Here is a 15374-nt window from a genome sequence, read left to right as displayed (position 1 = left end):
TAACTCCTTCCCGCAACATGCGGGGCACACATAATTAAGCGCAACGCCCAAAGAAGGACCGCGCCGAATGGGCTATCAGATCCCGAAGAAAATGGGGTGGATCTGCCCTCTCTTTGCGCTGAAACAACAGCCGCAACCGCCATAAGATAGACCCAGAAATGAGCGATAATGTGGCAAGAGCGGCATAACCGCGCCCATGTACTTTGGTAAAATAATAAAACCGGCTGTCGAGCCAGTACTGCGGAATCCGTGCCCAGGTTTTCATGCCGGTCGATACCGACCCGATATGCATGACCGTGCTTGTGCGTACGAAATCAGAAGAATATCCGGCGACGGCGGCACGGTGGCAAAGCTCCGTTTCCTCGAAATAAAGGAAGAAGGTTTTGTCAAACAGGCCAATCTCATCCAGCACCGACTGGCGCATCATCAAGCTGGCGCCGACAAGCCAATCGACGCGCGTTGTTTTCTCGGGAATCGGTTGCGCCACGATATAGCGGTGCAAAAGACGGGACACCGGACCAAAGCGGACAGAACCTTCAAACTCCCCCGCGATCGAGGGAAAGCGAAAGGCCGCGCGATGGGGGGTGCCATCTTCGCCATGGACATAGCTGCCCGTAAAACCCGTCTGCGGATTCTCGTTCAAATGATTGTAAAGCGCCCGGATCGCCCCCTCCGTCGGAAAGGCATCAGAGTTGAGGATATAGACATAATCGGGACGGCCACCATCGGGCAGGCCCGCACGGATGCCCACATTATTCCCCGCGCCGAAGCCGCCGTTATGACCTGACTGGATCACCCGCACAGGAATCTCGTTCCTGTCCCAACCACGCTCGGCCACAGCCGCAGACAGTTTCTCGTAAGAGCCGTCACCACTGTCGTTATCCACGATGGTCAAGGCACCGGGGATGCCCTTCATTTCGCGCAGGGCGACTTCGGCCGCGCGAAGTGTCATATCGGCAGTGCGCCAATTCAGGATGACCGTTAAAAGAGTTTTCATTCATTGCTCCGACGCAGATTTATCTGCCATCTCTGAATTTGCAATCACCTTGCGCAGGGCGCTTGCCAGCACACGGACGTTCGGCTCCAAGACCATGCTGTCATGGTCGCCGGGCACCTCTATGACCTCAAGCGCGGGCGCAAAGCGGGCAAGGTCGTTATCGGGATAAACATATTCTTTGGCACGGCTGACCCACTGGCCGTTGCTAACCGCCCAATGCCGGTCAAGCGGCGGGCGGAACAGCACAGTACGCCCCTTGCGCAAAAGCAAAGGAAATTGCGGCAAGGCGGCACGGAATGCGGCCTCTATCGCGGCATTATGGAATGCTCCTTCGGCATCGGTCTCGGCCGCGCTATTCTTGCTTCGTTCCCACTCCCAACGCGAGCGCGCCCAATCAATCACATAATCAGGGCCATGTTTGCGCAGCTCCGCCAGTTTGATATAGGCCTTGTCGATGCTGGACAGGCCGGGGCGCATCGGCAAGGGCGTGTCAAGCAAGACCAGCAGCGCAACCTTTTCCCCCTGCTCTTCAAGCTGGCGCGCCATATCCCAAGCGGTCAAGCCACCGCCCGAGAACCCGCCCAGAAAATACGGCCCATGCGGCTGAACCTGACGCAGCTCGGCGATGTAATCCGCCGCCGCCTCCTGGATCGTGCTGTGGGGCGGCTCATCACCATAAAGACCCCGCGCCTGAAGGCCATAGAACGGACGGTCCTTACCGATCAACTGCGCGAGATGGCGCAGGTTCAACACATTGCCAAACATCCCCGCCACAAGGAATAACGGCGTCTTTGGCCCGCCATTCCCTTCATGCATCGCAACCACATGGGTAAAACGGCGCTTGGGTTCCTCTACCTGTTCGGGGCTATCTTGCGGGCCGATGTGTTCCTCGATCATGGCGGCACAGGCGGCAATCGTCGGAGCCTCGAACAAGACCGAAATCGGAAAATCCACATGGAAGGCTTTGCGCACCATTGCAAAAAGGCGCACCGCAATCAGCGAATGGCCCCCAAGGGCGAAAAAGTCATCCTCCACCCCGACCTGCGCCACGCCAAGCAGGTCCTGCCAAAAGCCGGTCAGGGTACGTTCCACATCGGTTCGAGGGGCCACATAGTCACTGTTGAGATCAGGGCGCGCAAAACTTTGACCCTTGGGAACACTCGGCTCCACCCGCTGGGCCTGCTCGATCAGTATGGGCAGTTCCATTGATGAAACGATAACCTGCGGGGCATGCAAAGACAGGGCACGCCCGAACGCCTCGGCCCCCAAATGCGACGGAATACCCTGCGACAGGTTATGCGCAAAGCGTTCCTCGGCCGCAGAGCGTTGCCGTTTGGGCGAATCCTCAAAGGTCAGGTCGCGTGGATCGGGCGCGGTAAAGGATAGCCCCCGATCCATGCGGCGGATGGTAAAGCCCTCAACCTCTACAATCACCCTGCCCGACAGGTCCGCCAATGTGACATCGAAGACCGCGGTCTGATCACCGGCGTGATTTGCCGCAGCGGCACGCACCCAGGACACGATCTGTGCAGGCAGGCGATCATAGACCCTGACCCGACGGTAAGACACCGGCACCCAAAGGCTATCCGGTCTGTAGCCACCAATCAGACCCATCGCCCAGCCGGTCGCCAGATCCATCAGTGCCGGATGCAGATGCCACGGCCCTGCCTCTGCCGCATATTCGGGCGGCAGGCTGAGATATGCGAGACCCTCACCACGTCCGTAGACCTGCGCATCCAGCACCTGCCAGCGTGCGCCAAAGTCCAGATGCGCCTCTTGTGGTGAGCGTAGAGGGCCGGTTTGCAAATCTCCACAGCGTTCCACAATGGCGGCGGGGTCAATGACACCGGCGGTTTGCGCCATTGGCAACAGCCGTGCCTGCGCGTTCAACTGCCAGCCCCTGCGCCCGTCGGTATCCACGGCAGAGCGCAGCTCAAACTCATAGCCTTCATCGGTTTGTGCCAATGTAGCGCGAATATCAGGCACATCGAGCGGGCGGAAGAAATAAAGATCGCGCACCTCAAACCTTGGCTGGCCCTGATGGGCCATCGCCTCGGCCGCCATTTCCAGATAGCCGGTGCCGGGGACCAGCGCATGACCGTCCTTGGTCCGGTGGCCATCCAGAATCCAGCGATCAAGCCCCAGATGGGCGGTAAACTGACGATGGCCTGCCGCGTCAAAGCCCGCCGCATCCAGCATTTGCGCCTCTATCGGCTCTTGTGGTGCCGGGGCCGGACCGGCAAGCGCCTTGGCCGCCATGCCGACATCTGCCCATATCCCCCAATTCAGTGCGGTCACTTGGGTCCTGCCGCCCTTGCGCGCCTGCGCATAGGCGTTGAGATATTCATTGGCCGCCACATAATCCACCTGCCCCAAAGATCCGGTGACGGTAGAGGTCGAGGAAAACAGCACCAGCCGCGCAATGGAACCGTCGGGAAAGATATCCTCCAACACTTTGGTACCATGCAGTTTTGGCGCAAACACCCCCTCAACCCGTGCAGGTGATTTGTCCAGAAGCGGGCCATCGTCAATCACGCCCGCCGCATGGATGACCGTATGGATGGGGCCAAAGCGTTCTGTCGCCCGCGCCACCGCCGCCTGCATTTCCTGCGTATTGGTCACATCCGCCGCAAACACCGCAACATCGCCCAGCGCCTGAAGCCGCTGCATCGCCATAATACGCTGAGCCGTGGGGTCATTCGGGCCAAGTTTCGCCAGATAGACCGGCCATTGGTCAACATCCGGCAAGGCATGGCGGGAAATCAGGGCAATCTTGGCCCCGTGATCCGTGATCAGCTTTTCCGCCAAGGTCAGGCTGATACCGCCCAAGCCGCCCGTAAACAGGACAGCCGCACCCAAGGGCATATCCAAACCTGCATCCGGCAAAACCGCAGGTTTGATCGATTTTTCCAACCGTTTCACCCCGCGAAGCGCGGCAACCGTATTGGCTGGCGCGGCAAAAAGCTCCTCTTGCACCAAGGGCAAGAGGGTCGCGAAATCCGCTTTGCCCCGACGCGGAACTTCCGGCAACACCAGATCACAGGTAGAGCAGGTTACACCCGGCACCTCACGCGGAATAACCATCACCGGCCCGGCTATCATCGCCTTTTCAGGATAGGCAAGCCCTTCTGTACGCACCTGCGCGGCGCCATTGGTAAAGACCGTAATATGTGGCGGGACGGCAAGGTTTTCCTCGGCCAGCGCCTGCCCCAGAAACATCAGTGCATAAAACCCCTGTTCCAGATTGCGGTGGAAAAAGCTGGAACCGGGACGGAAGGCCTCTTGCGCCGTGACCAGCCAGAAATGCGCGATACGGGTTGGCACCCGCCCCTGCGAGATCAGATCCCGCAGCATTGCCGCATAGCCTTCGCCCCCCTGTTCCGGCGCAAGACGGTACCCCCCCTTGCCATCCGGGCCAAAAGCATCCCCCGTACGAACCGGAATGACCCTATGCCCAGCAGCGATCAGCGGGGCAAAAGCCGCTTCGGCCAAGCCGTCCCCATCCATGAACACCAGCCAGGTTTGGGGCGGCTGGCCCTCAAACCCGGCCTCGACGTCAAACTCGGTATCAACGGCCCGCGGACGCCAATAGGGTTGCCAGCCCCAATCAGCCATATCCTCAAGGCGCATCGGCAGATCCGGGGCGGCGGCGACCTCTTTGCCCGGTTCGATAAAATACCGATTGCGTTGAAAGGCGTAGGTCGGCAGAGGGACACGGTGACGCGCCGCATCCCCCCATATCTGCGACCAATCGACATTCACCCCACAGGCCCAAAGCCGCCCGATCGTGGCGAGATGCCATTGATCATCCGGCATGACTTGTTCGGGGTGGCGCAATGCAGGGACAACCTGCGCGGCAGACACCCCATTCGCTTGCGCCAAAGACGACATCGCGCGCCCTGGCCCCATCTCCATAAAGACACGGTCAGGGGCTTTGAGCGTTTCCATACAGGCGGCAAAGTTCACCGTATTGCGCAGATGGGCCACCCAATAGTCTGGGCTTGTGGCTTGTGCAGCCGTCAATGCCTGCCCGGTCGTATTGGAGATAATCGGCATCTGTGGCGCATGGAGCGGTATCGACCGCAGATAATCGCCAAACCGCGCCAGAATCGGTTCCAGCATGCGCGAATGGGCGGCGATATCAATGGCGATCCGCTGACACTCCACCTCTTGCGCGGCAAGGGTTGCCGCAAGCGCATCAAGGGCCGCATCAGGCCCGGACACAACGCAAAGCCCCGGCGCGTTCACACTCGCCATATCCAGCCCGGCCGTCAGCATAGGCCGGATCTCTGCCTCATCCAGCGGAATGGAAAGCATACCACCTTTGGGGATGGTATCAAACAGGGTGCCACGCAGATGCACCAAGCCGATGCAATCTTCAAAGCTCAGAACACCCGCAAGACAGGCCGCAGTGTTTTCGCCCATTGAATGACCGACCAGGGCCGTCGGCTCCACTCCCCAGGACTGATAGAGCTTTGCCAAAGCGTATTCGGTGATCATAATCAGAGGCAACTGGACCGATGGCCGCTTTAGCGCCTCATTCGCGGCCACTTCATCCTCCGGCTCTGCAAGCCAGAGAGAGCGGATAAAATGATCCAGTTCCGGCGGCAAAACCGAAAGCCCGCGGTCCATCCAATCGGCAAATTCAGGCTCTGTCTGATAAAGATCGCGCGCCATGCCCGCAAATTGCGCACCGCCTCCGGGGAACATAAAGACCACCTCCGGCGCATCCAGCGCGGCATGGCTCCAGATCCGGCGGGGATCAGCGTTTTCCAGCAGGTCGGCGGCGGCGTCATGGGTTTCAGCGACGATCACACGGCGATGCTCAAACGCGCGGCGGCCCTGTTTAAGGGTCCATGCCACATCGGCGAGCGGTTGTTCAGGATGTGCGCGCAAATGGGCGGCAAGAGCCTTGGCCTGCCCGTCCAGCGCGGCTTTGGACTTGGCGGAGATCGCGAGCAGCTGGAACGGCCAGTCACTGGCCCCTGACGGGGCGCGGTCCGGGGCCTCTTGCAAGATCACATGCGCATTGGTGCCGCCGACGCCCAAGGCATTGACGCCCGCACGGCGCGGCCCTTTGCGGCGGGCCCAATCGGTCAGCCTATCGTTGACGCGGAAGGGCGAGGCATCAAAATCAATCGACGGATTCGGTGCGGTAAAGTTCAGGCTGGGCGGGATTTGACCGTGATGCAGCGCGAGGCCGGTCTTGATCAGACTTGCCACGCCCGCCGCCGTATCCAGATGGCCGATATTGGTTTTCACCGAGCCGATGCGGCAAAATCCGGTCTCTGCCGTGGTTCGACCAAAAGCCTCGGTCAGGGCGGCAACCTCGATCGGGTCGCCAAGGAAGGTGCCGGTGCCGTGGCATTCGACATAGTCGATGGTATCGGCCGTCACACCCGCAACGGCTTGGGCATCCGCGATCACCCGCGCCTGCCCGTCAACCGAAGGGGCCAGATATCCGGCCTTTGCAGACCCGTCGTTATTGACGGCGGACCCCTTGATAATGGCCCAGATATGATCGCCGTCACGCACCGCATCCACCGCACGGCGCAGCACAACCACACCCGCACCGGAACCGAACACCGTCCCCTGTGCCGCGGCATCAAACGCATGGCAATGCCCATCGGGAGACAGGATCTCACCGTCATTAAAGACGTAGCCTTGGCCCTGCGGCAGCACGATGGTCACGCCCCCCGCCAGCGCCATATCGCATTCGCCGATCAACAGGGATTCAATCGCATAATGCACCGCCACAAGCGATGTGGAACATGCGGTCTGGATGTTGATGCTCGGGCCTTTGAGATCAAAAATATGGCTGACACGGGTGGTCAGGAAATCCTTGTCATTGCCTGTGTGCCGCAACAGGAACATGCCCGTATCTTCCACCAGACCCGGGTTGCTGCACAGGTTGAAGTAAAAATAGCTGCCCATGCCGCAGCCGCCATAGACGCCGATGTTGCCCGGAAAGTTTTCGGGGGGATGGCCTGCGTGTTCAAGCGCCTCCCAGGCGACCTCCAGAAACTGACGATGCTGGGGGTCAAGTATGGCGGCCTCTTTCGGAGAAAAGCCGAAAAACTCTGCGTCGAAGTGGTCGAAACCTTCGAGCGGCGCGGCGGCGGGAACATAGTTGCGGTGGCGCATACGGGCAGGACTTTCGCCCGCGGCAAGCAATTCCTCTTGCGTCAGATGACGAACACTTTCGACGCCCGCCGCAAGATTGGACCAATATTGCGCAACTGACCCGGCCCCTGGAAAATGTGCAGCCATTCCGATAATCGCAATATCATTTTCACCAAGCTCTACATTCTTTACTGCCATCGCCATGCTAAGTTTCCAGGCCCTTTCAAGCGTCACTCATTACGGCGTCACTACATGTGGCACCCTGAACATCAATCGATCCAGCGCGTTAAAATATCGCAAAGAAACATGCGTTAAATGCTGCAGGAATACCGGCTTCTTACCTCTTTACAAGCCCCAAGCCCTCGATGCGGGCGGATCAAAGATAATTTTCCAGACCGCTTTCCCGTGATTGGGAATACGCGCAAAGTAAATGCCCGTAGTGGTTGTTTTTCAAAGCGAATCAACAAATCTGAGACCTTGGCAATCAAATCACCGTACGCGGGCCTGCGGCATTGGCCAGCCTTGCCAACCAGCGCGCGCGCGTGTCGATACGGCGTTTGATTGCCAGATCCTCGGCGTAGCCCAGCAGCGCCCCGGCCATCAGCCAGGTAAAGGGAATAAGCGTGGCATTGGGCAGCAAATCCACCAAATTCGCCGCATAGATAAGCGCGATTCCACAGGCAAAGGGTGAAAACGCAGCAGAGCGTTGCAAAAGCCCCTCTCGCGCCAAAAAGACTAGCGGCATGACCAGCAAACCGAACTCAGCGATATAGCCAAGCCAGCCATAGGTGCCCAGCACGATGATCCATTGGCCGTCCGGGATTGTCTGGATTAGCCCGGTAATAGGGTCGAGGATCAGGTTGCGACCATAGCCCCCCCAGCCAAAAATGGGCTTCTCCATCGCGCGCGCCAAAAGCCGTTCTTCATTCACCACACGGAAATTCAGGGATTGGTGACGGTCGGGGCTGATCGAATAGGCATAGTCCAGAATCGCATCCAGCGGTATCAACTGTGCGCCGCGCAACAGCGGATAGGTGATAACGATCATCCCAAGAACACCGGCCAACATAACCTGCCACCGACGCCCCACGACCAAGATCACCGGAATAAGCCCGAGCGCAAAGACCAGCGGACCCGCGCTGCGGCACATCACTAGCACAAAGAACAGATAAAGGAATACCATCAACTGTTTGGGGCGATCCTCGGCCGTGCCCGTGCGCAGGACAAGCAAGGCAGAAATCGCCGCCATAAGCGCGAAAAACGCCACCCACAGACCGTGTGGCATAAACACCATCGGGCGAAAACCACCGCCGCGCATGCTTTGCGAAAAATCATGCTGGAAAAACCCGTAAACCCAAACGTTGATCTGCGGCGACAGGCGCGCCTCTATCAGCATTGGCACCGAATAGATCAGCCCGGCAGACACCAGCGCAAGAACCATTATCCGCATCGCCTCAGGTCGGCGCAACAAGGTGCGGGCCAGAAAAAACGGGATCAGTGCAATGAACTGGTAACTGATCGTAGAGGCCGAGTCATAAAGCCGCAACGCCGGCACATCGCCCGCCTTGATCGGGATCGGGTCAGGGTTTGTAAGCGAGGTCGCAATAGGGCTGACGATATAGAAGATGATCAGTAACCGTCCAATCAGGCTGGGCGGCAAAAAATCGACCTTTTCACGCAGCACCCAAATGGTTAATCCCAGTGCACATAGATTGGAGATGGTAAATTTGTCCATATCCGGCACCGCCGGTAAATTGAAATTCGCCAGTGGCGGCAACAGCATATAGGCGGCCAGAATGGACCATATCAGCGCCTTTTCACGCGGCAAATGCAAAAACAGGACAGTTGCAAGAACCGGCCAAAGCATCAGCATTAAATAAGCAAGACCGTTGGGCATCGTCTAATTAAATTTCCTTGTTGATCTTGTGCAAATGCATTGGCAAATCCCATTAACACAAATAGATAGCCTGAAATATCCAACTGCGGGGCCTGCATCCTATTATGTGGTATCTCATTTCATTTATCGACAGCAATAGGCGAAATCTTCTTCTAAAACCCGTTGAAAAGTAGAGGTTTAGAGCTTTCATGAGCGCAGCGAACTAATTTATGCCATAAAAGAAACAAAGTGTTGCGTAAACAGATATAACGGCGCTAATTGCATTTACTGTGCGCCGCTTAAAATGGTCTTCGGGGATAGAATGCAGTTTTCTTTCGACACAACAAATATTGTGGTTACGCATAAAAATGCGGCAACCACAATAGAAGAGGTGGAATCACGGTTAATTGACGGGCGCGGATTTGCCCTTGCGACGATCAATCTTGATCATCTGACAAAACTGCGCAGCAACCCCGAATTTCTAAAGGCCTATGCCAAACAGGATATTGTCGTCACTGATGGAAACCCGCTTGTCTGGCTGTCCCATCTGGCGCACAAGCCGGTGTCACTGGTGCCGGGGGCAGATCTTGTGATCCCCTTGGTGGAAACGGCGGCCCGCACGAACAAGCCCGTGGTTTTGTTAGGGAGCACCGATGCCGCCCTCGCAGGTGCCGCACGCCATTTGACCAAACTTGTCCCGAACGTAAAATTTGCGCGCAGCATCGCTCCGGTCCACGGCTTTGACCCGACGGGTGATTCGGCCCGCGCTATTCTTGAAGAGGTCCGTCAGGTTGGCCCCTGCCTGTGTCTTGTGGCCCTTGGCGCGCCCAAACAGGAAATCCTGTCGGCTTTGGGGCGTGATCTGGCCCCGCAGGCCGGCTTTGCCTGCATCGGGGCAGGCGTGGATTTTCTGGCCGGTGATCAGATCCGCGCACCAAAATGGGTGCGCAAGATGGCGTTGGAATGGGCGTGGCGGATGATGCAAAACCCCAAACGTCTGGTGCCGCGCTATGCCGCTTGCGCAGCGATTTTGCCGGGCCAATTCATTCAGGCGATAAAGCAGCGCTAGCTACTTGTACTCGATCAGCCGCGCACGCTTTTGCCGCAAACGGCCCCACCAATAGCCCAAAACCCCCTGCGCCTCTGGCAGCTTGCCAAGCACCGAAAAGAACGCAGGCACGACCCCCATATGCCGCGTCAGGCGCAACATCTGGAGCGGCCAGAGCAGCAACACCGCAAAACCCAAGGGATGCACCGCCCCGACGACAATCGCCAAGACAGGCACAGCCAACCCCCAAAACAATGCGCGGCGGGTTTCCAGCACCCAATGGCGTTCGGAACCTGCACCATGAAGTGCTGCACCCTCGGCAAAGGCATGGCCCGCACGGCGGCTCCGCTGCCACCACTGCCCCAATCGCGTCATCGCCGCATCATGCAATGTCATCTCTGCATCTATCCGCCAGATCTGCACCCCGGTCCGGCCAAGGCGCAGGCACAGTTCCGGCTCCTCTCCTGCGATCAGGGTGTCGCGGTAGCCGCCAACAGCCCGCAAATCCGCCACCCGCATCAAGGCATCGCCTCCACATGCCAGGGCCTGACCGATCGGTGTGTCCCATTCCGTATCGCACAGTCCGTTGTAAACAGAGGCGTCGGGAAAGCGCTCACGCCTGCGCCCGCAAGCCACTGCCACCTGCGGATTGGCCTCCATAAACGCCAATGCTGTGGCGACCCAATCCGGCTGCACCACACAGTCGCCATCAACAAATTGCACATAATCGCCAGCCACAAGCGCAAGCCCGGCATTGCGCGCCCGTGCAGCGGTAAAGGGCAAGCCCATCTCCAGCTGGACCACGGTCGCGCCCATCCCCTCGGCCATCGCGGCACTGTCATCGACCGAGCCGGAGTCGACATAGATCACCCGCCCGACTTGCGGCAACAGCGATGCAATACAAGCCCGAAGACGTTCGCCCTCATTGCGCCCAATTACAACGGCATCAACACAAGGCTGGGCCGCAAAACTCGGATCTACTATTACCACCAGGAATATTCCTTCGTACAGACTACGGCGCAATCATAAACCCTGAAACCGGCCTTGACCACGGCTTCGCGCACCGATCAAGCCATGCTGATACACTTTCATTTTTAATAATTGTCTGATAGGTAGAAATGGCTGGGCGGGGGCTCGGAAAATGCTGCCAGAACGTGCCGATAACGGCATAAAACAGCAGCGAAAACCGGAAGCTTGCCTACTGCTTTGCGGGGGGCCCATTTTATAACCGCCCGTGTCGAGCAGCCGATACATCGGGCAGCAGGAGCCTGACTTTATATGACCGACCGCAATATAGTGTTGTCATCATCCTTGCGCCCGACAGATCTGGGGACATCGTCACATGATGACGAAAGTTTCCGTAAGCTAGCCAAAGAAATAAAACGGCCCCGCAGTGCCGGAGTTTCGGTTTTTCGCCACGCCCCACCACAATTTGCAACGCCCGAAAGCACCGTTTCCAATAGCGGGGAATGGGGCAAATTCCTGCATCCCGACCCTACGCCTGACCGGGTTTGGGAATCACTTAGCCCGACCCCTTTGGATGCGGAAAAGCTGCTTGGAAAGGGTCTGTTTTTACACTCGCAACAATCCAGGATTGCGGCCTCGTTCGACATTCTGCGCACACGTGTTTTGCACGCGATGCAAGAGAACAACTGGCGTCGACTGGCCATCACCTCCCCGACCGGTGAATGCGGCAAAAGCTTTGTCGCGGCCAACCTTGCCCTGAGCCTTGCACGCTGCCCTTCCAGCCGGACCGCTTTGCTGGATCTGGCGTTGCGCCAGCCGGGACTGGCCTCCTTGTTGGGCCTGCCCGACGTCGCTGCGATCCGCAGCTATTTAAATGGCGAGCAGCCGCTTGAAAGCCACTTTCACCGCTATGGTCGAACCCTGGCGCTTGGCCTGAACGGCGCCGCAATGCAAGACGCCGCCGAGGTGCTGCATGAACCGGCAACCGCCGCGGTCTTATATGCCCTGGTGCGCCTGCTTGACCCGGATCTGGTCGTTATCGACGCCCCGCCCGTTCTTGGATCAGATGACTTTCTTGCGCTTTTGCCACATGTCGATGCCGCTTTGCTGATCATCGACGGCACCAAAACCACCGCGGCAGAGGTCCGCAGCTGTGAACGGCTGCTAGAGGGGCAGTGCCCCTTGATCGGTGTGATGATGAATCGCGCGCAAGACCTTGGCCTGCGCCGCCCTCGATTTGGACGCAGGTAACGAAAATGGGAAAAATTCAGAGCTTTGACGAGTTTTTCGGCATGCTGATCCGCCGCCGTTTGATGATTGCGCTGATCGCATTGCTGGGCATAACCGCAACAGTGTTGCAGCTGAGCACCAAGGAACCCCTTTTCGAAAGCACCGCCGTCATTCAGGTGCAGGTGCCAACCATCACCGCCCCCACCGCATCCGGTACGGCCGCGCCCCATGAAAATTCCGCGCAACGTCTGCAAGCAATCCAGCAACAGCTGACCACCCGCGAGAATATGCTGGCGGTGATTGCGCGGCATAATCTTTATGCCGATCTTGCGCTGACCAGCGATCAAAAGGTGCATATCCTGCGGCAGTCGCTGCGGTTTCAAACGGTGGCAAGTGCGGCCGCAGCCTCTTTCGGCCAGCCGGCAGAAGTTTCTGCTTTGTTGATCAGCGCGCAGGCCAATACCCGCACGGAGGCGACCAATGTCGCGAATGATTTTGCGCAGGGCGTTCTGAAGGCCGGTGCAGACAGCCAAAGAGCCCGCACCATCGAAGCGCAGACTTTTTTCCAAGAAGAACAGCGCAACCTGAAAGAACAGATCGTGGCAAAAGAGGCCGAGATTGCCCAGTTTCAATCCCAAAACCTCGATGCTTTACCCACACAGCGGGATATTTTGCAGATTGAGCTTACGGGCCTAGAGACAGAGTTGCGCTCTCTCAATCAGACGTTGGTTGGCCAACGCAATGAACGCGACGCCACAGCGCGCAAAACAAACCCGCGCGCGACAGATGAACGCCGGATCGCCACGCTTAACGCGCAAATCGAGACCCTTTCGGCACAAAGCAACGCCCTTCAGACACGGCGGGCAGAAATCGTCGGCATTCTGTCAAAGGCCCAAGAGGTCGATCGGACCTTGGCAGAATTCGACCGCGATCTGGATCAACTTCAAGCCCAATATGAGGTGGCCACCCGCCGCAGCGCCGATGCTGAAACTGCCGCAAAACTGCAAGACAGCGCGCAGGGAGAGACTTTTACCCTATTGGAAGCCGCTGTCGAACCCGATTACCCGATCAGCGGTGGCAAACGGAAACTGGTGCTGGTGGGGGCATTCGCAAGCCTGATCATCGGCATGATAGCGGCCTTCGTTCTGGAACATCTACGGCCCGTCTTGCGCACCCAGCGCCAATTGGAACGAGAGCTGGATCTACGCCCGATCGTCGCCCTTCCAGAACTGCGCAAATCCGATCTGACACCGACACAACGGGGCACATAGGTCGCCGGGCCTCCTTCAGGCCGTTCGCACCACATGCAGCATAAAAACACCCCGCACCGGGACTATCGGGGCGGGGCTGTTGTAAATCAAATTGCGGGGAACCTCAGCAGCCGGTGCCTTTTGCAACAACGCCAATCGTTTCCGTCAAAACCTTTAGATCGGTCGCAAGGGATAATTCGGCATCATAGGCCTCATCATACCCAACCCGCGCCTCAAAGGTTGTGTCATTACGGCCACGCGTTTGCCAATATCCAGTGATGCCGGGACGCAGACGATAATAAGCATTGCCGGGATAAAGCGCTTGTTGATTAAGCATCATCGGGCGCGGGCCAACAAGGCTCATCTCGCCGCGCACAACGTTCCAAAGCTGTGGCAGCTCATCCAACGATGACCTGCGCAAGAACCGACCAAAGGGTGTAACCCGCGGATCTTGTTTCAGTTTCTGTGTGCTTTCCCATTCGACACGGGCCTGCGGATTTGCGGCAAGATAATCGGCCATCCGTTCATCTGCATCGCTAACCATGCTGCGCAGCTTCCACAGCCGAAAATGCCGCCCATCCAACCCAACACGTTGCTGGGTATAAAACGCTTGGCCACCATCGCGCCGAACAGCCAGGGCCAACCCGGCAATCAACGGCAATATAATCGGGGCAGCCACAACAACAGCGGCAGTATCAAAAACCCGTTTGAACACAGCGCGATAAACGCCACGCCGCGAGGTTCTTTTCTGGGTCACTGTCGAACCGACGGCGCGTGCGGGATACTTAACCGCAGCGGCTTCTGCGGCAATCATATCAGAAGAAGTCATTTTCATAGTTATGATCCCGGATTCAATTTGGCAAAATTGGCAAAAGCAACATCCCTTGCCATTACGCTACACGCAGCCTCACCACATTGTGCAATCGCAGCACTGACAGAACGATATAAACAAATCATTACGCATACCCGGCAGTTACGCCCCCAGTTACATTTTTACTCAAAATGATGGGGTTTGGCGAGAGCAATGTCATGATCCGGACGCATTTAAGTCAAATTTACCACGATATTTTGCCAATATCCGCCCAAATTCAAAGAAGAATTTTGATAACACAAGCTGTGATTGTTGAAGTCCGTGAAATTAACCAAATTAATAAAGTGAGTCGCACAATGCAAACTTGGGCCAACTCTGTTGCCCAAATAGGTTAATCAAGGGGGTGTCAGGCGCCGTGTCGCCGTTCAGAACAGTGGGGCAAACCTAAAAATCCGCCATTTGAAGGTCTAGGCCTCAAACCATAAGGCGCTGATCCTACAGTTTTGGGCATTGCATCCGTTGCCCAGCAGGGCAGTGCACTTCAAAGGCCAGCGAAGGGATCAACAGGTGTAACGGGCCTTGCCAGCCCGGGTGCGGGATGTTCACGGTCGGGGGCACCGGAGCGCACGTCCCCCCTGAATCCACGGCCGATCGGCCAGACGCTTTATCGCGCAACAACAGCCAGGGCGGTCATATCATCGGCGTCATCGCCTTTCTTGCACAACAGCGCCAATGCCATAAAACCCATCGCCCCCAAGGTCCCGGCAAGCGGGTACATCAGTAAGGCCAACCAGATCGGGAAACCTGCAAACAACGCGCCAGCCATTCCGCCAAAAGCCAAGAGAACGCCTGAAAACAAGATGCCGATGACCATATCTTCTTCCTTTGCTGCAGTTCACCGTTTGGCCCAATTCGGACCAGACAATTCGCCCACACTCAATATTGTGCTTCGGCGTTGATGCAATTTGGCCAAGGATTGCGGCAACAGTCGGGCATATATATAGCGAAGCCTAGGCTTTTTAGGGGTTTCGCCGCCCCCGCGCGCGCCCTAAATCAAAAGCCACAAATGATTT

At 57.6% G+C, this 15374-nt stretch carries 9 protein-coding genes; 3 read left to right on the top strand and 6 right to left on the bottom strand.

Going from position 1 to position 15374, the window contains the following annotated elements:
• Positions 1–34: 34 nt before the first annotated feature.
• From AKU94_RS12275 to AKU94_RS12265, 3 genes are all read right to left on the bottom strand, one after another.
• Positions 35–997 (bottom strand): glycosyltransferase, encoded by a 963-nt coding sequence (locus AKU94_RS12275; protein WP_050527542.1) that lies wholly within the window; start codon positions 995–997, stop codon positions 35–37.
• Positions 998–7318 (bottom strand): type I polyketide synthase, encoded by a 6321-nt coding sequence (locus AKU94_RS12270; RefSeq protein WP_083445057.1) that lies wholly within the window; start codon positions 7316–7318, stop codon positions 998–1000. It abuts the gene before it with no gap.
• Positions 7319–7604: 286 nt separating this feature from the next.
• Complete coding sequence (locus AKU94_RS12265) at positions 7605–9017, bottom strand: hypothetical protein (protein ID WP_050527540.1); 1413 nt, start codon at positions 9015–9017, stop codon at positions 7605–7607.
• A gap of 301 nt (positions 9018–9318) precedes the next feature.
• Between AKU94_RS12265 and AKU94_RS12260 the strand changes: the two genes are divergently transcribed.
• Complete coding sequence (locus AKU94_RS12260; protein ID WP_050527539.1) at positions 9319–10065, top strand: WecB/TagA/CpsF family glycosyltransferase; 747 nt, start codon at positions 9319–9321, stop codon at positions 10063–10065.
• On the opposite strand, the gene AKU94_RS12255 is transcribed toward AKU94_RS12260, so the two are convergent.
• The gene (locus tag AKU94_RS12255) at positions 10066–11034 is read right to left on the bottom strand and encodes a glycosyltransferase family 2 protein (RefSeq protein WP_198144902.1); all 969 of its coding nucleotides are present in this window, start codon (positions 11032–11034) and stop codon (positions 10066–10068) included.
• Positions 11035–11322: 288 nt separating this feature from the next.
• Between AKU94_RS12255 and AKU94_RS12250 the strand changes: the two genes are divergently transcribed.
• Both AKU94_RS12250 and AKU94_RS12245 read left to right on the top strand, forming a co-directional pair.
• Complete coding sequence (locus AKU94_RS12250; RefSeq protein WP_050527538.1) at positions 11323–12261, top strand: CpsD/CapB family tyrosine-protein kinase; 939 nt, start codon at positions 11323–11325, stop codon at positions 12259–12261.
• A 5-nt stretch (positions 12262–12266) separates the two neighbouring features.
• Entirely contained in the window at positions 12267–13511 is a 1245-nt protein-coding gene (locus tag AKU94_RS12245; RefSeq protein WP_050527537.1) for a Wzz/FepE/Etk N-terminal domain-containing protein, read from the top strand.
• Between the two features lie 103 nt (positions 13512–13614).
• Here the strand turns inward: AKU94_RS12245 and AKU94_RS12240 are convergent, their stop codons facing one another.
• Entirely contained in the window at positions 13615–14325 is a 711-nt protein-coding gene (locus AKU94_RS12240) for a sugar transferase (RefSeq protein WP_083445051.1), read from the bottom strand.
• Positions 14326–14965: 640 nt separating this feature from the next.
• The gene (locus AKU94_RS12235; RefSeq protein WP_050527536.1) at positions 14966–15175 is read right to left on the bottom strand and encodes a hypothetical protein; all 210 of its coding nucleotides are present in this window, start codon (positions 15173–15175) and stop codon (positions 14966–14968) included.
• Positions 15176–15374 lie beyond the last annotated feature (199 nt).

This window comes from Pseudorhodobacter aquimaris, assembly GCF_001202025.1.
GTDB lineage: Bacteria > Pseudomonadota > Alphaproteobacteria > Rhodobacterales > Rhodobacteraceae > Pseudorhodobacter > Pseudorhodobacter aquimaris.
Note: the sequence above shows the minus strand (reverse complement) of the source record. Positions and strands in the feature narration are given on the sequence as shown.

Excerpts from the sequence above, each read along its gene's own strand:
- AKU94_RS12275 (WP_050527542.1), bottom strand. The coding sequence starts at position 997 with ATGAAAACTCTTTTAACGGTCATCCTGAATTGGCGCACTGCCGATATG.
- AKU94_RS12270 (WP_083445057.1), bottom strand. The coding sequence starts at position 7,318 with ATGGCAGTAAAGAATGTAGAGCTTGGTGAAAATGATATTGCGATTATC.
- AKU94_RS12265 (WP_050527540.1), bottom strand. The coding sequence starts at position 9,017 with ATGCCCAACGGTCTTGCTTATTTAATGCTGATGCTTTGGCCGGTTCTT.
- AKU94_RS12260 (WP_050527539.1), top strand. The coding sequence starts at position 9,319 with ATGCAGTTTTCTTTCGACACAACAAATATTGTGGTTACGCATAAAAAT.
- AKU94_RS12250 (WP_050527538.1), top strand. The coding sequence starts at position 11,323 with ATGACCGACCGCAATATAGTGTTGTCATCATCCTTGCGCCCGACAGAT.
- AKU94_RS12245 (WP_050527537.1), top strand. The coding sequence starts at position 12,267 with ATGGGAAAAATTCAGAGCTTTGACGAGTTTTTCGGCATGCTGATCCGC.
- AKU94_RS12240 (WP_083445051.1), bottom strand. The coding sequence starts at position 14,325 with ATGAAAATGACTTCTTCTGATATGATTGCCGCAGAAGCCGCTGCGGTT.
- AKU94_RS12235 (WP_050527536.1), bottom strand. The coding sequence starts at position 15,175 with ATGGTCATCGGCATCTTGTTTTCAGGCGTTCTCTTGGCTTTTGGCGGA.